This is a genomic window from Roseateles sp. P5_E1, assembly GCF_054049335.1.
In genome coordinates, this window is sequence record NZ_JBFUMN010000002.1 from 100,612 (window position 1) to 119,793 (window position 19,182).

20 protein-coding genes and 1 tRNA gene are annotated in these 19,182 nt (G+C 65.2%); 11 read left to right on the forward strand and 10 right to left on the reverse strand.

The annotated features are described in order from the left end of the window. Window positions 1-78: 78 nt before the first annotated feature. Window positions 79-687: a lytic transglycosylase domain-containing protein gene (locus ACXJKJ_RS03115; protein ID WP_457350017.1), complete on the reverse strand. Its 609-nt coding sequence runs from the start codon at window positions 685-687 to the stop codon at window positions 79-81. Beyond that, on the reverse strand, window positions 684-2,429 hold the full coding sequence (locus ACXJKJ_RS03120) for a proline--tRNA ligase (protein ID WP_457389081.1): 1,746 nt from the start codon (window positions 2,427-2,429) through the stop codon (window positions 684-686). Before ACXJKJ_RS03120 ends, ACXJKJ_RS03115 begins: the two co-directional genes overlap by 4 nt. 167 nt (window positions 2,430-2,596) lie before the next feature. Between ACXJKJ_RS03120 and ACXJKJ_RS03125 the strand changes: the two genes are divergently transcribed. Beyond that, entirely contained in the window at window positions 2,597-3,199 is a 603-nt protein-coding gene (locus ACXJKJ_RS03125) for an RNA pyrophosphohydrolase (protein WP_457389214.1), read from the forward strand. A gap of 12 nt (window positions 3,200-3,211) precedes the next feature. Here ACXJKJ_RS03125 and proB read toward each other — a convergent pair whose 3' ends face one another. From proB to rplU, 4 genes are all read right to left on the reverse strand, one after another. Beyond that, window positions 3,212-4,327, reverse strand: a complete 1,116-nt coding sequence (gene proB, locus ACXJKJ_RS03130) for a glutamate 5-kinase (protein ID WP_056203390.1) — start codon at window positions 4,325-4,327, stop codon at window positions 3,212-3,214. Beyond that, window positions 4,324-5,388 (reverse strand): Obg family GTPase CgtA, encoded by a 1,065-nt coding sequence (gene cgtA, locus ACXJKJ_RS03135; RefSeq protein ID WP_056203387.1) that lies wholly within the window; start codon window positions 5,386-5,388, stop codon window positions 4,324-4,326. The genes proB and cgtA overlap by 4 nt, the downstream gene beginning before the upstream one ends. A 197-nt stretch (window positions 5,389-5,585) precedes the next feature. Further along, window positions 5,586-5,849: a 50S ribosomal protein L27 gene (gene rpmA, locus ACXJKJ_RS03140; protein ID WP_056203384.1), complete on the reverse strand. Its 264-nt coding sequence runs from the start codon at window positions 5,847-5,849 to the stop codon at window positions 5,586-5,588. A 37-nt stretch (window positions 5,850-5,886) separates the two neighbouring features. Further along, window positions 5,887-6,198, reverse strand: a complete 312-nt coding sequence (gene rplU / locus ACXJKJ_RS03145; RefSeq protein ID WP_056203376.1) for a 50S ribosomal protein L21 — start codon at window positions 6,196-6,198, stop codon at window positions 5,887-5,889. A gap of 367 nt (window positions 6,199-6,565) precedes the next feature. On the opposite strand from rplU, the gene ACXJKJ_RS03150 reads away from it, so the two are divergent. From ACXJKJ_RS03150 to ACXJKJ_RS03185, 8 genes are all read left to right on the forward strand, one after another. Beyond that, window positions 6,566-7,495, forward strand: a complete 930-nt coding sequence (locus ACXJKJ_RS03150) for a polyprenyl synthetase family protein (protein WP_056203374.1) — start codon at window positions 6,566-6,568, stop codon at window positions 7,493-7,495. Between the two features lie 20 nt (window positions 7,496-7,515). Then, a tRNA-Pro gene (locus ACXJKJ_RS03155) sits at window positions 7,516-7,592 on the forward strand. Window positions 7,593-7,805: 213 nt separating this feature from the next. Beyond that, window positions 7,806-9,473: a type IV-A pilus assembly ATPase PilB gene (gene pilB, locus ACXJKJ_RS03160; RefSeq protein ID WP_457389215.1), complete on the forward strand. Its 1,668-nt coding sequence runs from the start codon at window positions 7,806-7,808 to the stop codon at window positions 9,471-9,473. A 19-nt stretch (window positions 9,474-9,492) separates the two neighbouring features. Continuing rightward, the gene (locus ACXJKJ_RS03165) at window positions 9,493-10,716 is read left to right on the forward strand and encodes a type II secretion system F family protein (RefSeq protein ID WP_056203372.1); all 1,224 of its coding nucleotides are present in this window, start codon (window positions 9,493-9,495) and stop codon (window positions 10,714-10,716) included. After that, window positions 10,716-11,645, forward strand: coding sequence for a prepilin peptidase (locus tag ACXJKJ_RS03170; RefSeq protein ID WP_056203370.1), 930 nt, complete (start codon window positions 10,716-10,718; stop codon window positions 11,643-11,645). The genes ACXJKJ_RS03165 and ACXJKJ_RS03170 overlap by 1 nt, the downstream gene beginning before the upstream one ends. Before the next feature lie 4 nt (window positions 11,646-11,649). After that, window positions 11,650-12,258, forward strand: coding sequence for a dephospho-CoA kinase (gene coaE / locus ACXJKJ_RS03175; RefSeq protein ID WP_157282070.1), 609 nt, complete (start codon window positions 11,650-11,652; stop codon window positions 12,256-12,258). Window positions 12,259-12,280: 22 nt separating this feature from the next. Further along, window positions 12,281-13,036 (forward strand): cell division protein ZapD, encoded by a 756-nt coding sequence (zapD, locus tag ACXJKJ_RS03180; RefSeq protein WP_056203365.1) that lies wholly within the window; start codon window positions 12,281-12,283, stop codon window positions 13,034-13,036. Continuing rightward, window positions 13,033-13,248, forward strand: a complete 216-nt coding sequence (locus tag ACXJKJ_RS03185; RefSeq protein WP_457389082.1) for a DNA gyrase inhibitor YacG — start codon at window positions 13,033-13,035, stop codon at window positions 13,246-13,248. The genes zapD and ACXJKJ_RS03185 overlap by 4 nt, the downstream gene beginning before the upstream one ends. A gap of 8 nt (window positions 13,249-13,256) precedes the next feature. Here ACXJKJ_RS03185 and ACXJKJ_RS03190 read toward each other — a convergent pair whose 3' ends face one another. Genes ACXJKJ_RS03190 through tal form a run of 3 tightly spaced genes read right to left on the reverse strand, consistent with a single transcriptional unit; the run spans window position 13,257 to window position 16,439 of the window. Continuing rightward, window positions 13,257-13,877, reverse strand: coding sequence for an HAD family hydrolase (locus ACXJKJ_RS03190; RefSeq protein ID WP_457389083.1), 621 nt, complete (start codon window positions 13,875-13,877; stop codon window positions 13,257-13,259). Beyond that, the gene (gene pgi, locus ACXJKJ_RS03195; RefSeq protein ID WP_457389084.1) at window positions 13,874-15,496 is read right to left on the reverse strand and encodes a glucose-6-phosphate isomerase; all 1,623 of its coding nucleotides are present in this window, start codon (window positions 15,494-15,496) and stop codon (window positions 13,874-13,876) included. The genes ACXJKJ_RS03190 and pgi overlap by 4 nt, the downstream gene beginning before the upstream one ends. A gap of 1 nt (window position 15,497) precedes the next feature. Continuing rightward, complete coding sequence (gene tal, locus ACXJKJ_RS03200) at window positions 15,498-16,439, reverse strand: transaldolase (RefSeq protein ID WP_457389085.1); 942 nt, start codon at window positions 16,437-16,439, stop codon at window positions 15,498-15,500. Window positions 16,440-16,562: 123 nt separating this feature from the next. On the opposite strand from tal, the gene zwf reads away from it, so the two are divergent. After that, entirely contained in the window at window positions 16,563-18,008 is a 1,446-nt protein-coding gene (gene zwf / locus ACXJKJ_RS03205) for a glucose-6-phosphate dehydrogenase (RefSeq protein ID WP_457325867.1), read from the forward strand. 2 nt (window positions 18,009-18,010) lie between these two features. Next, complete coding sequence (locus ACXJKJ_RS03210; protein ID WP_056203638.1) at window positions 18,011-18,871, forward strand: MurR/RpiR family transcriptional regulator; 861 nt, start codon at window positions 18,011-18,013, stop codon at window positions 18,869-18,871. On the opposite strand, the gene ACXJKJ_RS03215 is transcribed toward ACXJKJ_RS03210, so the two are convergent. Beyond that, window positions 18,872-19,180 carry an STAS domain-containing protein gene (locus ACXJKJ_RS03215; RefSeq protein WP_056203352.1) on the reverse strand — a complete coding sequence of 103 codons (309 nt, stop codon included), beginning with the start codon at window positions 19,178-19,180 and terminating at the stop codon, window positions 18,872-18,874. It lies immediately after the preceding gene. Between the last annotated feature and the right edge of the window lie 2 nt (window positions 19,181-19,182).

A 19,182-nucleotide genomic window follows, 5' to 3' on the forward strand; every position in this document is an offset into this window, starting at 1 on the left:
GCTTGTCTTGTGGACGAAACCTCAAAGCCTAACGCCCTGACCGCTCCCGGCCACAAGCCACGCCGGGAAAGCCCTGAGTCATTTCTCGCCGGGCAGCAACCACTGCCGCCGCGCGGCAAATACGGCGTTCGGATACTCGGGCCGGCCGCGGCTGCCGTTGTAACGGCCCAGAGCCAGGAAGAGGTCGCCCTTCTCCAGGTCCAGGTAGTGGCGCAAGATGACGCAGCCGAAACGCAGATTGCTCTGCATGTGAAAGAGGCGCGCGGCATCGCCGTCGCCGATCAGCTTGGCCCAGAAGGGCATGACCTGCATATAGCCGCGCGCACCGGCGATGCTGATCGCGTATTTGCGAAAGCCGCTCTCGACCTGCACGAGACCAAGCACCAGGCTGGGCTCCAGGCCCGCGCGCTTGGCCTCGTACCAGACCGTCTCGAGGAACTCGATACGGATCTGCGTCTCGGTTTTGCGCTTCTTCAGCCGCTCGCTCATCGCGCCCAGCCAGCGCAGATAGGCCATGCGCTCATCGACCTGGCTGGCCTCGAACTTCGGGCGCGGCGGGGCAGCCTGGGCGATGGAGGCGGTCAGCGCCGAGCGCATCGAATCAGCCAGTGGCTCCTCGACCTGGGCGCCGGCCCGCGCCGCCAGCGGCGCGGCGAGCAGGCTGGACAGCAGCAGCCGGCGCTTCAAAGCTTGAGCAGGCCCTTCAGGTGGCCGACCACATCGCCCACGGCGAGCTTGGTCGCGGCCTCGTCGCGACGGCCCTGGTACTCGACCTGGCCTTCCTTCAAGCCACGGTCGCCCAGCACGACGCGGTGCGGCACGCCGATGAGCTCCCAGTCCGCGAACATCGCGCCGGGGCGCTCACCGCGGTCGTCCAGCAGCACGTCAACGCCCAGCGCCTTGAGCTCCTCGTACAGCTTGTGGGCGGCGGCCTTGACCTCTTCGCTCCGGTCCATGCCGATGGGGCAGATGACGACGGTGAAGGGTGCGATGGCGTCCGGCCAGATGATGCCGCGCGCATCGTGGTTCTGCTCGATGGCGGCGCCCAGGATGCGGGTCACGCCGATGCCGTAGCAGCCCATCTCCATCAGCTTGGGTTTGYCGTTCTCGTCCAGGAAGTTCGCGTTCATCGCGGCCGAGTATTTGGTGCCGAGATAGAAGACATGGCCGACCTCGATGCCGCGCTGGATGGCGAGCAGGCCCTTGCCGTCCGGCGAGGGGTCGCCGGCAACGACGTTGCGAATGTCTGCAACGACGTCGGGCTCGGGCAGATCGCGGCCCCAGTTGGCGCCGGTGAAGTGGAAGTCAGCCTCGTTGGCGCCGCAGACGAAGTCGCTCATGACGGCGACCGTGCGGTCGGCGACGACCTTCAGCGGCTGCTTCAGTCCGATGGGACCAAGGTAGCCGGGCTTGCAGCCGAAGTGGGCGTCGATCTCGCCGCTGGTCGCGAAGCGGAAGCCGCCCTTCAATCCCTCGACCTTGCCGGCCTTGACCTCGTTCAGGTCGTGGTCGCCGCGCACCAGCAGCAGCCAGACCTGGGTCTTGACGATATTGCCGTCCTTGTCGAGCTCGTCGGTGGCCAGCACCAGGGACTTGACCGTCTGCGCGAGCGGCAGACCGAGCAGCAGCGCCACCTCGGCGCACGTAGCCTTGCCCGGCGTGGGCGTCTTGGTGAGCGTCTGCAGCGCGTCGGCGCGGCCGGGCAGCAGGGCGACGGCTTCCGCCAGCTCGATGTTGGCGGCGTAGTCGCTGGTCGGGCAATAGACGATGGCGTCTTCGCCGGTCTCGGCGATGACCTGGAACTCATGCGAACGGTCGCCGCCGATGGCACCGGTGTCTGCAGCGACAGCGCGGTACTGCAGGCCGAAGCGGTCGAAGATCTTGCCGTAGGCCGCGTACATGTTGTCGTAGCTGCGGCCGGCGGCCTCGACGTCACGGTCGAAGGAGTAGGCGTCCTTCATCGTGAACTCGCGGCCGCGCATCAGGCCGAAGCGCGGACGGCGTTCGTCGCGGAACTTGGTCTGGATGTGATAGAAATTCTTCGGCAGCTGGCGGTAGCTGCGCAGCTCCTGGCGGGCAATGTCGGTGATGACCTCCTCGCTGGTCGGCTGCACGATGAAGTCGCGGCCATGGCGGTCCTTCACGCGCAACAACTCGGGGCCCATCTTGTCGAAGCGGCCCGTCTCCTGCCACAGCTCGGCTGGCTGGATGACAGGCATCAGGCATTCGACGGCTCCCGCCGCGTCCATCTCCTCGCGGATGATCTTCTCGACCTTGCGGATGACACGAAGACCCATCGGCATGTAGTTGTAAATGCCGGCGCCCAGGCGCTTGATCATGCCGGCGCGCATCATCAGCCTGTGGCTGACGACCTCGGCATCGGCGGGCGCTTCCTTGAGGGTGGAGACGAAGAACTGGGAGGCTTTCATGGGCAGACCGGATCAAAGGCCAGGAGAGCGCCTGGCAAATGCGAAGGCCGGGTGAAAACCCGGCCGAAGTCACGACAAAACAGGGAGAAATCTTCGGGTTAGCGAGGGCGCTGTGACGATCGTGGCCCGATGCAATAATCGAACCAACTAGAGATTTGAGGTTGATTATGCTCGACCGTGAAGGCTTCCGCCCCAACGTCGGCATCATCCTGCTCAACCAACGCAACGAGGTCTTCTGGGGCAAACGCATCCGGACGCACTCGTGGCAGTTCCCGCAAGGGGGCATCAAGCACGGTGAAACGCCTGAGCAGGCGATGTTCCGAGAGCTCCACGAAGAAGTGGGGCTCACGCCAGAGCATGTGCGCATCATCGCGAGAACGCGCGACTGGCTGCGCTATGAGGTGCCCGAGCATTTCATTCGGCGAGATGCGCGTGGCCATTACAGGGGCCAGAAACAGATCTGGTTCCTGCTGCAGATGGTGGGGCGCGACTGCGACATGAATCTGCGCGCCACCGATCACCCGGAGTTCGACGCCTGGCGTTGGAACGAGTACTGGGTACCGCTGGAGGCCGTCATCGAGTTCAAGCGCGGTGTTTACGAGATGGCGCTGACGGAACTGGCGCGCTACCTGCCGCGCATCAACCATCACAACCGCTATCTGCGTGCCGGCATGCGGCCCGCGCACCGGGAGCGCAACAGCGGGCCAATGCCGCTGGACGCGCCACTGGAAACAACGGCGACGCCGCCGGAGGGCGAGCCGCCGAACTGAGGGGCTGCGCTTCTAGCGGAGCACCAAGTTGTCTCGATGGATAAGTTCGGGCTCTGCCGCATAGCCGAGCAGCGCCTCGAACTCCGACGAGGGCTTGCGCGCAATCAGCCGGGCTTCCGAGGCTGAATAGTTGGCCAGGCCACGCGCGAGTTCAACGCCCTCGGCCGTCTGCACGGCGATGACATCGCCGCGATGGAAGCCGCCCTGCACCTCGACGACGCCGATGGGCAGCAGGCTCTTTCCCTCGTCGCGCAGCTTGATCGCCGCGCCGGCATCCACCTTGACCGAGCCGCGCAGTTGCAGGTGGTCGACCATCCACTGCTTGCGCGCCGCCAGCTTGGGCGTGGCCGCCAGCAGGGCCGTACCGATGGCCTCGCCACGCGCCAGGCGCAGCAGCACATCGGGCTCGCGCCCCCAGGCGATGACGGTGCCGGCGCCGCTGCCAGCCGCGCGCTTGGCCGCGAGGATCTTCGTGATCATGCCGCCGCGGCCGATGCTCGAGCCGGCGCCGCCAGCCATGCGCTCCAGCTCCGGATCGCCGGCCTGTGCCGTATCGATGAAGCGGGCGGTTGGGTCCTTGCGTGGGTCGGCTGAATACAGGCCGCGCTGGTCGGTCAGGATCACCAGCGCATCGGCCTCGACCAGGTTGGCGACCAGCGCCCCCAGCGTGTCGTTGTCGCCAAACTTGATCTCGTCGTTGACGACGGTGTCGTTCTCGTTGATGACGGGCAGCACGCGATGGGCCAACAACGTCAGCAGCGTCGAGCGCGCATTGAGATAGCGCTCCCGGTCCGCCAGGTCGGCGTGCGTCAGCAGCACCTGAGCACTGGCCATGCCCTGGGCACTGAGCTGGCTCTCGTACATCTGCGCCAGGCCCATCTGACCGACGGCTGCAGCGGCCTGCAATTCGTGCAGTTCCTTGGGGCGTGTCGCCCAACCGAGACGCTTCATGCCCTCAGCGATGGCGCCGCTGGACACCATGATCAGCTCACGGCCCTCTTTCGCCAACGCCGCCAGCTGGCGGCTCCAGTTCGCGATCGCCTCGGCATCAATGCCGCGGCCCTCGTCAGTGACGAGGCTGGAACCGACTTTGACGACGATGCGGCGTGCGCTGGACAGCAAACTCATTCGGCGGGGCTGTTGGACTCGAAACGGATATCGGGCTCGACCAGCACGTTCTGCTCGGCAGCGACGTGTTCGTAGATCGCATGGATCAGCGGCTGGCAGCCCTGGCGTGTCAGCGCCGAGATCTCGAAGACCGGGCCCTTCCAGCGATAGCGCTTGACGAAATCCTTCACGCGCGTGGCACGCTCTTCCTCTGGAACCATGTCCAGCTTGTTCAACACCAGCCAGCGTGGCTTGGCATGCAGCTGAGGGTCGTATTTCTTCAGCTCGGCCACGATAGCCTTGGCTTCCTTGACCGGATCGACCTCGGGATCAAAGGGCGCGAGGTCGACGACATGCAGCAGCAGCCGCGTGCGTTGCAAATGGCGCAGGAACTGGTGACCGAGGCCAGCGCCCTCGGAGGCGCCTTCGATGAGGCCTGGAATGTCCGCGACAACGAAGCTCTTCTCGGGCGCGACGCGCACGACACCGAGGTTGGGATGCAACGTCGTGAACGGATAGTCCGCAATCTTGGGCTTGGCGTTGGAGATCGCCGTGATCAATGTCGACTTGCCGGCGTTGGGCTGGCCCAGCAGGCCAACGTCGGCCAGCACGCGCAGCTCCAGGCGCAGCTTCTTGGCCTCGCCCGGCCAACCCGGCGTTTTCTGGCGCGGCGCACGGTTGGTCGACGTCTTGAAATGCAAGTTGCCAAAGCCGCCGTCGCCGCCCTTGGCGAGCAGAATGCGCTGGCCGGACTCGATCAACTCGCCGATGACGGATTCGGTTTCCAGGTCCGTGATGATGGTGCCGACCGGCACACGCAGCACGATGTCGTCGGCCGCCGCGCCGAAGCAGTCGGAACCGCGACCAGCCTCACCGTTGCGTGCCTCGTGGCGGCGTGCGTAGCGGTAGTCGATCAGCGTGTTCAGGTTGCGGTCCGCCTCGGCCCACACGCTGCCACCCTTGCCGCCGTCACCGCCGTCCGGCCCACCGAAGGGAATGAACTTCTCGCGACGAAAGCTGGCGCAGCCCGCGCCGCCGTTGCCGGCTGCGATGTCAATGGTGGCTTCGTCGACGAATTTCATGGCTGAGCAGCCATCGTACTGGCTGGGTTGCGGCGCGCCCGCTGCGATTCAGTGCGGCGGGCTTTCCAAAAAACAAACCCGGCAAGCCGGATCAAACAAGCAAAGGCTCCGGCAAGCCGGACCTTAAAAAACAAAAGCCCCGGCGAGCCGGGGCTTGGAAGTATCCGGGCGGGCGACCCGTCCGGATCACGCAATCATCAAGCCGCCAGCGGCGTGATGACGACGGTCTGACGGTTCTTCTCGCCCTTGATGGCGAAGGACACGTGGCCATCGACCAACGCGAACAGCGTGTGGTCCTTGCCCATGCCGACGTTGACGCCAGCGTGGAACTTGGTGCCGCGCTGACGCACGATGATCGAACCTGCGGAGATCAGTTCACCGCCGTAAGCCTTGACGCCCAGCATCTTGGGCTTGGAGTCGCGGCCATTCCGTGTGGAACCGCCGCCTTTTTTCTGTGCCATGAGTTAGCTCCTAGAAATTAGCGAAAGACGACTGAAATCAGCCGTTGACCGCGCTGATTTCCAGCTCGGTGAAGTTTTGGCGATGGCCTTGGCTCTTCTTGTAGTGCTTGCGACGGCGCATCTTGAAGATGCGAACCTTGTCGTGCTTGCCATGGCTGACAACCTTGGCGCTGACAGTAGCGCCGGCGACCAGCGGAGCGCCGACCGTCAGGCCGTCGCCGCTGCCGATGGCCAGCACTTGGTCGATAGTGACCTCAGCGCCGACTTCCACGTCGAGCAACTCGACCTTGATCTTTTCGCCGGCAGCAACCTTGTATTGCTTGCCGCCGGTTTTGATGACCGCGTACATATTCATCCTTCCGCACCTCAGGGGTGCAATCACCCGGCTCCAGCAGCTTGACGCCAGCCATTCAGCCCGCGCCGCCGCCCTCGTCGGGCCTTTTTGTCGGTTTTGATCCCCATTGCCCGCCACCCATCAAAGACACACGGCTTGCAAAGAGCCCGCGAGTATACCCTGACGCTTCATCGAAAGGCAATGCTCCACGCGCTGGGCCTCCTGCAAGCCTCACGACAACAGTGCGGCCCGACCATGCCCGCAAGCGCATGGACGCCGTTTCTATAATCACCCCATTCCTTGCCTGAGAGTCCACGTGCGCGTCGAGTCAGCCTCGCCCCCATCCCAAGTTGCTGAGGTACTCGCCCTGCTGGCCGACGAAATGGCCCAGGTCGACGCGGTCATCGCGCAGCGCCTGTCCTCCGATGTGGCGCTGATCGACCAGATCGCGCACTACATCGTGCATGCCGGCGGCAAGCGCATGCGCCCCAAGCTCGTGCTGCTGTTTGCGAACGCGCTCGGTTTTGCCAAGCCGGCGCGCTTTGAGTTGGCCGCCGTCGTCGAGTTCATCCATACGGCGACGCTGCTGCACGATGACGTCGTTGACGAGTCCTCACTGCGTCGCGGCAAGCCGACCGCCAACGCCCTGTTCGGCAACGCTGCGAGCGTGCTGGTCGGCGACTTCCTTTATTCGCGCGCCTTCCAGATGATGGTGTCGGTCGACCGCATGCGGGTGCTGGAGGTGCTGGCAGAGGCCACCAACGTCATTGCCGAGGGCGAAGTCCTGCAGCTGATGAACATGCACGACCCGGACATCACGGTGGAGAGCTATCTGCGCGTGATCCGGTTCAAGACTGCCAAGCTTTTCGAAGCCAGCGCTCGCCTCGGCGCGGTACTGGCCAACGCCCCGCCCGAGGTCGAGGAAGCCTGTGCCGCCTATGGGCGCGCGCTGGGAACGGCCTTCCAGCTCATCGACGATGTGCTGGATTACGAAGGAGACGCCCTGGAGCTCGGCAAGAACATCGGGGACGACCTGCGCGAGGGCAAGACGACACTGCCGCTGTTGATCGCGATGGAGCGAGCAACGGGCGAGCAACGCGCATTGCTTCGGCATGCCATCGAAGAGGGCGAGCAGGAAAAACTGCAGGATATCGTTGCCATCGTGCGCTCAACCGGCGCCCTCGAATCGACCCGGGAAGCGGCGCGAACCGAAGCGCGGCACGCGGCCGAATGTCTCAGCCACCTGCCTCCAAATAGGTGGACAGAATCTCTGCTAGAATTCGCAATTCAGTCGGTTGAGCGCCACTCATAGGCGGCTCGCGCAGAAGACATCGGGGTGTAGCTTAGCCTGGTAGAGCGCTACGTTCGGGACGTAGAGGCCGGAGGTTCGAATCCTCTCACCCCGACCAAGTCTTCGCCCTCGGGATGAGGGTCCGCAAATCGACCGGGCCACAGTACCGGCAACCCTGAAATCCTGACGTTATCCCTGGAATTCGTTTGCCTCGCGCCCGGCTACCGACTGGCACAATTGGCAGACTTCGCTCTTTCCGTCGTTGACGCAACTGCCTGTGGAAACCACGCTCGCCGAGCCGCTTCAGTCTTCCCTGTCGGGGGTGGCGCGCATGCTGGTGCACGCCGGCAAGCTCCAGGCCAAGGCCGCCGAAGATCTCGTCAAGCAGGCGAGGGAAAAGAAGGCCAGTTTCGTCAACGCGGTGATCGCAAGCGGCCTGGTTTCGCCAGTCGATCTGGCGCACACCTTGTCCAGTGCCCTGGCCTTGCCGCTGCTGGATCTGTCGGCGATGGACCCGCAGCGCATGCCGCAGAACGTCATCGACGCCAAGCTGGCCCAGCAGTACCAGGTCGTGGCCCTGTCGCGGCGCGGCAATCGCCTTTTCGTCGGCGGCGCCGATCCCACGGATCTCGAGGTCATTGAACGCATCAAGTTCGCGACCCAGCTGCAGCCGGAATGGGTCATCGTCGAGCATGACAAGCTGGCCAAAATGCTGGCCAGCAGCGGCGTCAGCGCGACGGAATCGCTGGAGAGCATCGCTGGCGGCGACTTCGACTTCGACATCGCCGAAGAGGATGCGACGCCGCAGCAGGAGGCTGCCGAACTGGCAGACGTCGAGGACGCACCCGTCGTCCGCTTCCTGCAGAAGATGCTGGTCGACGCGATCAATCTGCGCGCTTCGGATTTGCACTTCGAGCCCTACGAGTTCCACTACCGCGTGCGCTTTCGCGTCGACGGCGAGTTGCGCGAGATCACGCAACCGCCCATCGCGATCAAGGACAAGCTGGCCTCGCGCATCAAGGTGATTTCGCGCCTGGACATCTCCGAGAAGCGAGTGCCCCAGGACGGGCGCATGAAGCTGAAGTTCGGCAGCAAGTCCATCGATTTCCGCGTCAGCACCCTGCCTACGCTGTTCGGCGAAAAGATCGTCATTCGTATCCTGGACTCGTCCTCCGCGAAGCTGGGCATTGAAGCGCTGGGCTACGAGAAGATCGAGAAGGAGCGCCTGCTCGCCTGCATCTACCGCCCTTACGGCATGGTGCTTGTGACCGGCCCGACGGGCTCCGGCAAGACGGTGTCTCTCTACACCTGTCTGAACATCCTGAACCAGCCTGGCGTCAACATCGCGACCGTGGAAGACCCGGCCGAAATCAACCTGCCCGGCATCAACCAGGTCAACGTCAACGACAAGGCGGGCCTGAACTTCTCGACGGCCCTGAAGTCCTTCCTGCGCCAGGATCCRGACATCATCATGGTCGGCGAAATCCGYGACCTGGAAACCGCCGAKATCGCGATCAAGGCCGCKCAGACSGGCCACATGGTSMTGTCSACGCTGCAYACCAATGACGCGCCCAAAACGTTGACCCGTCTGCTCAACATGGGTGTGGCGCCGTTCAATATCGCGTCCAGCGTGCTGCTCATCACCGCTCAGCGCCTCGTGCGCCGGCTGTGCGAGAACTGCAAACAGCCGGCAGACTACCCACGCGAAGCGCTGATCAAGGCCGGCTTCGTTGAGGAAGATTTCGACGGCAGCTGGAAGCTCTATCGCGCCGTCGGCTGCAGCAGCTGCACAAATGGTTACCGCGGCCGCGTCGGGCTTTACCAAGTGATGCCCGTCACGGAGGCGATCCAGCGCATCATCCTGGCTGAGGGAACGGCGATGGACATCGCCGAGCAGGCCAAGAAGGAAGGGGTGCGCGATCTGCGCCAGTCCGGCCTCGTGAAGGCGCGCGTCGGCGTCACGACACTGGAAGAAGTGCTGTCCGCCACCAACGAATAATCAGTCTCGAGGAGAGCGCATGGCTACTGCCACTGCCGCAGCAAAAGGCGTCAAGGACTTCGTCTTCGAGTGGGAGGGCAAGGATCGCAATGGCAAGATCGTCAGAGGCGAACTCCGGGCCGGCGGCGAGGCCATGGTCAGCGCCACCTTGCGCCGCCAGGGCATCCTGGTCAACAAGGTCAAGAAGCGCCGCTCCAGCGGTGGCAGCGCGGTCAAGCAGAAGGACATCGCGATCTTCACGCGCCAGCTCGCGACGATGATGCGCGCCGGCGTGCCGTTGCTGCAGTCCTTTGACATCGTCGCCCGCGGCGCGACCAACCCGCGCCTCACACGGCTGCTGAACGACATCCGACAGGATGTGGAGACCGGCACGAGCCTGTCATCGGCCTTCCGCAAGCACCCGATATATTTCGACGCCCTGTACTGCAACCTCGTCGAAGCGGGCGAAACCGGCGGTATCTTGGAGGCCCTGCTGGACCGGCTGGCGGTCTATCAGGAAAAGACGGTTGCCATCAAGAACAAGATCAAGTCGGCACTGACCTACCCCGTCGCGGTGATGGTGGTCGCCTTCATCGTGGTCGCAGTCATCATGATCTTTGTGGTGCCGGCTTTCGAGGACGTGTTCAAGTCCTTCGGCGCCGACCTTCCAGCACCGACGCTGATGATCATTGCGATGTCGAAGTTCTTCGTCTCCTACTGGTGGGCCATCTTCGGCAGCATTGGCGGTGGCATCTATTTCTTCCTGCAGACCTGGAAGCGCTCCGTGCCGATGCAAAAGCGCATGGATCGCCTGCTGTTGAAGGTCCCCGTCTTCGGTGACCTCATGTACAAGTCCGCCGTCGCGCGTTGGACGCGGACCCTGTCGACGATGTTTGCCGCAGGCGTCCCGCTGGTCGAGGCGCTCGATTCCGTCGGCGGCGCCTCGGGGAATGCGGTATTCGCTGAGGCGACCGAACAGATCCAACGCGACGTTTCCACCGGCGCCGCGCTGACGACGTCGATGCAGACGACGGGCATCTTCCCGACCATGGTGTTGCAGATGTCTTCCATCGGCGAGGAATCCGGCTCCCTCGACCACATGCTGGCCAAGGCCGCGGAGTTCTATGAGGACGAGGTGGATGAAGCGGTCAAGGCGCTGTCCAGCCTGATGGAGCCCTTCATCATCGTCATCCTGGGCGGCCTGATTGGCGGCATCGTCGTGTCGATGTACCTGCCGATCTTCAAGCTCGGCCAGGTGGTCTGATGGCGGTGGACTACAGCCTGCTGCTGTCACCCTGGATCCTCGGCATCTTCGGTCTTTGCATCGGCAGTTTTCTCAACGTCGTCATTTACCGCCTGCCGCTGATGTTGGAGCGCCAGTGGCTGCATGAGTCGGCCGCGCAGCTCACTGACGCGGCCGCCATGGCGCGCGTCGCTGACGTGCCTTTGCCCGAGGCTGAAAAGCTGGCCAAGGCCGTGGATGTCTACGGCACCAAGATCGAAGCCCTGCCTCCATTCACTATCGCCGCGCCGCGTTCACGCTGCCCGCATTGCGGCCATCAGTTGCGCTGGCATGAAAACCTGCCGGTCATTGGCTGGCTTCGCCTGGGCGGTAAATGCGCCACGTGCAAGGCGCCGATCTCCAAGCGCTATCCCATCATTGAAGCGCTCACCGGCGCCGCCTTCGCCGCCCTGTCCTGGCGCTTCGGCGCCCAGCCGACCACGCTGCTCTGGTGCGGCTTCGTCGCTGCTCTGATCGCGCTGGCGATGATCGACTGGGACACCACGTTGCTGCCGGATGCGATCAACCAGCCCCTGCTCTGGGCCGGGCTCGCCGCCGCCCTGATGGGCTGGACGATTCCGCTGGACAAGGCCCTGATCGGCGCCTTGAGCGGCTACCTGTCGCTGTGGTCGGTGTACTGGGTGTTCAAGCTCCTCACCAAGAAGGAGGGCATGGGCTATGGCGACTTCAAGCTGCTCGCGGCGCTGGGCGCCTGGCTGGGCTGGCAGATGGTGCTGCCCATCGTCCTCGGCGCCTCAGCCATCGGTGCCGTCATCGGCATCATCATGAAGATGAATGCCGGCCTGCGTGAGGGCCGCTACGTGCCCTTCGGCCCTTTCCTGGCCGGCGGTGGCCTGGTGGTGCTGTTTGCCGGCCAGCCGACGGTGCTGGGCTGGCTCGGCTGGACATGAACCCTTGATGAGGGTCGGCCTGACCGGCGGCATCGGCAGCGGCAAGAGCACGGTCGCAGGCTTTCTACACGAAGCCGGCGCCGCCCTCATCGATACGGATGCCATCTCCCGCACCCTGACCGCGCCCAGCGGTGCGGCCATGCCTGCCATTGCAGTGCAGTTCGGCGCGGACTTCATCAGCACCGATGGGGCCCTGGACCGCGATCGAATGCGCGCCCTGGTCTTCTCTGACCCGACGGCCAAGCGCCGGCTCGAGGCCATCCTGCATCCGCTGATCACCGCTGAAGCACAGGCGCAGGCTGAGACCGCGACGGCCCGCCTCGTCGTCTTCGACGTGCCTCTGCTGGTCGAATCCGGTCGCTGGCGGGCGCGCGTCGCCCGCGTGCTCGTCGTCGATTGCGCGATCGAAACCCAGATCGAACGGGTGCTGCAGCGCCCGGGCTGGACGCGCGAACGCATTGCGGGCGCCATCGCAGCACAGGCCAGCCGCGAAGCCCGCAGGGCGGCGGCCGACGCTGTGCTCCACAACGATCGCCTACCGCTTGTTGCGCTCAGAAACGAGGTTCTCAGCCTGGCCGAGCGCTGGGGCTGTGAAACAATCGCCCGGCCCTGATCGCAGTCCACCCGAGGCACCTTTGGTCCTGTACGAGTACCCGTTCAACGAAAGCATCCGCACGATGCTTCGCCTCGAGCATCTGTTCGACCGCCTCGGCACGCTGATGTCGCGCGAGACCGCGCTGGACCATCATTTCGCCCTGGTCACGCTGTTCGAGATCATGGACGTCGCTTCGCGTGCCGACCTCAAGAGCGATCTGCTCAAGGAACTCGAGAAGCACAAGGCGCAATTCATCGGTTACCGCGGCAGCCCCGGCCTTGACGAAGCACGCCTGGATGAAGTCGTCGCCCGCATCGACGGCGCCTTCCAGCGTTTGAACGCGCTGGCCGGCAAGGCCGGCGCGACGCTGACGGGCAACGAGTGGCTGATGAGCATCCGCAGCCGCATCAGCATTCCCGGCGGCACCTGCGAGTTCGACCTGCCGGCCTATTACAACTGGCAGCAGTTGCTGCCGGTGCGCCGACGCAAGGATCTGATGACCTGGGCCCAGACGCTGATGCCGCTGGCTGAGGCCCTGCAGGTGCTGCTCGGCCTGCTGCGCGACTCTGGAGCCCCGCACAAGGTGGCGGCCACCGCGGGGCAGTTCCAGCAGAGCCTGCCGCCTGGCCGCGTCTACCAGCTGCTGCGCATGCGCATCGACCCCAGCCTCGGGCTGATCCCCGAAATCTCCGGCCATCGGCTGATGATCTCCATCCGCCTGATGCGCCAGGACGAGGAAGGCCGGCTCAAGCTGGCACAGGAAGACAGCGGCTTCGAACTCGCCTTGTGCCAATGAAGGCGAACCCCGCAGGCGAGCGCATCGTGCGCTGCCCTCAATGTGGCGGCGACAGCGTGTTCGCACCCAGCAACAAATGGCGGCCCTTCTGCAGCGAGCGCTGCCGGCAGATCGACCTCGGCGCCTGGGCCAGCGAGTCGTTCCGCGTGCCCGCCACGCCGCCCCAGAACCCGGATGAATACGGGCCGGACGGCGAGCCGCTGGTGCACTGATCAGGCGCTCAAGCGCTCAACAGACGCCGCGACACCAGCTCACGCCGCGCGCTGGCGGCATCCGTGAACAGGAAGGCCTGCCAGTCGCGTGACAGGGCCGCATCGACATTGGCCGGGTGGTCGTCCAGGAAAAGCAGGTCCTGCGGCGGCGCATTGAAGTGACGCTCGGCCATCGCGAACATCTCGGCGCTCGGCTTGATCTGCTTGACACGGCCCGAGAACAGGCCCGACTCGAACCATTCATTCAGTGGAAAGCTGCGGCTGAGATGGTCCGCATACGGCTCGGGCATGTTGGACAGGAAGTGCAGCGTGTGCCCCGCGGCGCGCAGATCGCGGATCAGCACGGCAGTAGCGGGGATCAGCATCAGCTCGTCCGGCACTGCACGCACGACCGCAGCGACGTCGCCCCGCGGCCAGCCGGTGYGCGCCGAGATGCGGCGCACCACCTCGTCGGCGCCGATCAGGCCCTGGTCGAACAGGCCCCAGTCGCCACCATAGTTCTGAAAAAAGACCACAGCCGCGGCCGCCCCCTGCTCCAGCGTCTCGATGCGGTGCGGCCAGATGCGCGCGAGGAAGCTGGCCGGATGCCAGCGGAACACCACGCCGCCAAAATCAAAGACGATCTTCATGCGGCCACCAGCCGCTTCAACAGGCCGGCGGTCGAGCCGTCCAGGCCCGCCGTGTCGCCGGAGTCCAGGCGCGGCAGCAACTGGTTGCAGAGTGCCTTGCCCAGTTCCACGCCCCACTGGTCGAAGCTGTTGATGCCCCACAGTGCGCCGGTCACGAAGACGCGGTGCTCGTACAGGGCGATCAGCGCGCCGAGCGAACGCGGCGTCAGCGCATCCAGCACGAGGGTCGTACTCGGGCGGTTGCCAGGAAAGCTGCGGTGCCGGGACAAGACGCCACGGTCCAGCGTTGCCGACGCGGTCGGCGCCTTCTCGGTGAGGGCCTCGGCGGCCGTCTTGCCTTGCATCAATGCCTGGCTCTGCGCCAGGCAGTTGGCCAGCAGCTTGCGGTGCTGGTCGGCCAGCTTCTCGGCCAGTTCTCCGCTTACGCCGTGATTCGGGCGCTTCACCGCGATGAACTCCACCGGGATGACGTCCGTGCCCTGATGCAGCATCTGGAAGTAGGCGTGCTGGCCGTTGGTGCCAGCCTCGCCCCAGACGACGGGCGACGTCCCGATTGACAGCGCGTTGCCGTCCAAGTCCACGCCCTTGCCGTTGCTCTCCATCTCCAGCTGCTGCAGATAGGCGGGCAGGCGGCGCAGGCCCTGGTGATACGGTGCGACGCTGCGGCTGGTGAAGCCATGGAAATTGCGGTACCAGACGTCGACCAGGCCCAGCAGCACCGGCAGATTTCGGTCGAGCGGCGCGGACGCGAAGTGTTCGTCCATCGCATGCGCGCCGGCCAGCAGTTCACGGAAGTTGTCGGCGCCGACGGCGATGGCAATGGGCAGGCCGATGACCGACCACAGCGAGTAACGGCCGCCGACCCAGTCCCAGAAACCAAAGGCGGTGTCGATACCGAAGGCGGCAGCGGCGGCAGTGTTGCTGCTGGTCGCGACGAAGTGGCGCGCCACATCCGTTCCACCGGCGGCCAGGAACCAGGCCTTGGCAGCTTGCGCATTGGCCAGCGTCTCCTGCGTCGTGAAGGTCTTGGAGGCAATGACGAACAGCGTGTGCTTTGCGTCAACGCCGGCCAGCACGGGCGCCAGGTCATGGCCGTCGACGTTGGAGACGAAATGCAGCTTGAGATCGCGACGGCCAAAGGCCTGCAGCGCCTGCACGACCATGGCCGGGCCGAGGTCGCTGCCGCCGATGCCGATGTGCACGACGTCAGTGATCTCGCCCCGCTCGCCGCGGCGCACGCGCTCGGCAAAGGCCAGCATCGCATCCAGAGATGCTTGCACCTCGGCATTGAACGGTGCCTTGCTGCCTGCCGGCGCGCGCAGCGCCGTGTGAAGCACCGCGCGGCCTTCGGTGTGGTTGACCGGGTCGCCGCGCAGCAGCGCATCGCGCCGCGCTTCGAGGCCACAGTCGGCCGCCAGCTTCAGCAGCAGGGCCAGCGTGGGCATGTCGATGCGGTTCTTGGACAGATCGGCAAACACCTCGGGCGCTTCAAACGACAGCGCGCCGAAGCGGTCTGCATCCGCCTTGAAAGCTTCACGGATATCGAAGCCGCGACCGCTCGCGGCGTAGTGGGCTTGCAGTTCAGCCCAAACGGGAGACAGGTCGCAGCGCGCCGTCATGTCAGGCGGCCTCGATGAGCTTGTCGAGCTTGCCGGCATCGACGGCGAACTGGCGGATGCCCTCGGCCAGCTTCTCGGTGGCCATCGCATCCTCATTCAGCGCGAAGCGGAAGGCGGCTTCGTCCAGGTGGATGGCGGGTACGGCCGCCGCCTTGGCCGGGTCGAGCGCGCGCTCCAGCTTGGCGTCGGTGGCCTGAAGTTGGGCGAGCAGATCGGGGCTGATGGTCAGCAGGTCGCAGCCGGCCAGCGCCTGGATCTGGCCGATGTTGCGGAAGCTCGCGCCCATGACCTCGGTCTTGATGCCATGCTGCTTGAAGTAGGCGTAGATCTGGCTCACCGACTTCACGCCGGGGTCGTTGACGCCGGCCATCGCCGCCTCATCCCAACTGCTGCCGGCGAACTTCTTGTACCAGTCGTAGATGCGGCCGACGAAGGGAGAGATCAGCTGGACCTTGGCTTCACCGCAGGCCACGGCCTGGGCGAAGGCGAACAGCAGCGTCAGATTGCAGCGGATGCCTTCGCGCTCCAGTTCGGCAGCGGCCTGGATGCCTTCCCAGGTCGAGGCCAGCTTGATCAGCACGCGCTCGCGCGAGATGCCGGCGGCTTCGTACAGGCCGATGATGCGGCGGGCGCGGGCGAGCGACGCGGCCTTGTCGAAGGACAGGCGCGCATCGACCTCGGTGGACACACGGCCTGGCACGACCTTGAGGATCTCGAGACCGAAGCGCACCAGCACCTGGTCGACGATCTCGTCCAAGGGCTTGCCGCGATGCGCCTCGACTGCTTCCTTCAGCAACGGCGCGTAGTCGGGCGACTGCACCGCCTTCAGGATCAGTGAAGGGTTGGTCGTTGCATCTCGCGGTGCAAACTGCGCGAGCTGCAGGAAGTTGCCCGTATCGGCAACGACGGTGGTGAGGGTTTTGAGCTGGTCGAGCTGGTTCATGGGCTGCCTGTATCCGGGTCGAACGGATTGACCCGACGAAGAAACTGCTGCATAGTATTTCACGAAACTTAGTTACACAACGGTTAGCGCTCCATGGGAGACGCTGGCCTGGAGACCCCGCAGATGTCTTTCGATCTCGTGTTCTTTGGCGGTACCGGCGACCTGACATGGCGCAAGCTGATGCCCGCGCTGTTCCAGGCCTTCCGGCACGGCAAGCTGCCCGAAGGCGGCCGTATTCTCGCCGTCGCACGTGACGACCAGACGGACGAGCGCTATCGCGAATGGCTGAAGGAGCGCTTCCGCGAAGTGGATGGCGCCAAGCGTCCCAACGACGAGGAGTTCGAGCGCTTCGCGGCGCTGATCCATTACCGCCGCATGGACTTGTCCCAGCCCGATCACTACGCCGGGCTCAAGGAATGGCTGGACGCGCGCAACGCCGACACCGTCGTCCTTTATCTCGCCACCAGCCCGCACCTGTTCACCGGCATCTGCCAGCAACTCGGCGCCGTGGGCCTGAACCACGACAAGGTGCGCGTGGTGCTGGAGAAGCCGCTGGGCCATGACCTGGCCAGCGCCCAGGAGATCAACCGCGCGGTGCGCAGCGTCTTCGCCGAAGCGCAGGCCTTCCGCATCGACCACTACCTCGGCAAGCCCTCGGTGCAGAACCTGATGGCGCTGCGCTTCGGCAACGCGCTGTTCGAGCCGCTGTGGCGCCGCGAGAGCATCGCCAACATCCAGATCACGCTGGCCGAGCGCCTGGGTGTGGGCACACGCGGCGCCTTCTACGACGGCACCGGCGCGCTGCGCGACATGATCCAGAACCATGCGCTGCAACTGCTGACCATGATCGCGATGGAGCCGCCGGCGCGCAACGACGCCGACGCCATCCGCGACGAGAAGCTCAAGGTGCTGCGTTCGCTGAAGCCCTTCACGCCCGATAGCGTCGCCCGCGACGTCGTGCGCGGCCAGTACCGCGCCGGCAGCATCGAAGGCAAGGCCGTGCCCGGCTATCTGGAAGAGGTCAAGGTGCCGCCCGACAGTGCCTGCGAAACCTTCGTCGCGCTGCGCACCGAGGTCAACAACTGGCGCTGGGCCGGCGTCCCCTTCTACCTGCGCACCGGCAAGCGCCTGGCCGAACGCGACGCACAGATCGTCGTCAACTTCCGCCCCGTACCGCACAAGATCTTCCCCGGCGCAAGCCAGCCCAACCGCCTGGTCATTAAGCTGCAGCCCGAGGACGGCCTGGAGTTGCAACTGCTGGCCCAGAAGGGCGCCGGCCACGGCGAACAGTTGACGCCGGTGTCGTTGGACCTGGACTTCGACAAGGCCTTCGCGACACAGCGCGTCGGCGCCTACGAGCGCCTGCTGCTGGATGCGATCGCCGGCCGCCTCAACCTCTTCGTGCGCAGCGATGAGCAAGAGCAGGCTTGGCGCTGGGTCGAGCCCATCCTTGACGCGTGGGAGGCCGACGCGAGCGGGCCGCGCCCCTATTCGGCAGGCTCCTGGGGCCCGGCCGCCGCAAGCGCACTGGTCGCGCGTGATGGTTTCAGTTGGGCGGAAGAACAATGAGCATTCTTGAGCGCGTGAAGGCCGCCCTGCCGGCCCTGCCGCCGGCCGAGCAACGGGTTGCCAAGCTGTTGCTGCTTGATGCCCGCAGCTTCGCCAGCCTGCCGGTCAGCGAGTTGGCCGACCGGTCGCATGTGTCCAAGCCGACGGTGGTGCGCTTTTGCCGCAGCGTCGGCTATGACGGCCTGGCCGACTTCAAGCTGAAGCTGGCCGGCAGCGTCAACGAAGGTGTGCCCTTCGTGCACCGTGCCGTGGACGAGGACGACAAGACGGGCGACATCATCGTCAAGGTGGTCGACAACGCCGTTGCCGCCCTGCTGCATTACCGCAACGATGCAGCCAGCCATGCCTTCGAGCGCGCCATCGACGCGCTGACCGATTCGGCCCGCCACAACCGGCGCATCGAGTTCTACGGCGTCGGCAACTCCGGCATCGTGGCCCAGGACGCCCAGCACAAGTTCTTCCGCCTGGGCGTGAACACGGCGGCGACCAGCGACGGCCATGTGCAGCTCATGAGTGCGACCATGCTGCAGCCAGGCGATTGCGCCGTCATCATCAGCAATTCGGGGCGCAGCCGCGACCTGCTGGATGCGGCCGACATCGCGCGCAAGAAGGGCGCGACCATCATCATCATCACGGCCAGCGCTTCGCCGTTGGCGCAGTTGGCGCTAGGCCCCAGCCAGATCCTGCTGGCGGTGGACCATCCCGAAGACTTCGACCGCTATAGCCCCATGGTGTCGCGTTTGCTGCATCTGATCGCGGTGGACATCCTGACCACGGGCGTGGCGCTGAAGCTGGGCCAGCACCTGCGGCCCATGCTGCAGGAGATCAAGAAGAATCTGCGCGCGAAACGTTACGCGGGCTGATCAGACGGCCGCGGCAGGCGGCCACAGCAGTTCGGCCACGCCGTAGACGCGAGCCAGTTCGCGAAGCTTGTCGGGCGCGTTGTCCAGCTTCAGCGTTGCGCCCTGCTCGGTGCACTGGCGCCCGGCCGATAGCAATACGCTCAGCGCCGCGGAATCGAAATCCTTCAACTCGGCAGCCGACAGCCTGACCTCACGGCCGGCCGCCGCCAGCACCTGGGCGGCCTCGGCGCGCAGGGCGGGCGACATCTGCGCCCAGGCGGCGCGGGCGCCGTCCGTGCGCAGCCGTGCGGGCAGCTTCAGGCCGCTCAAGA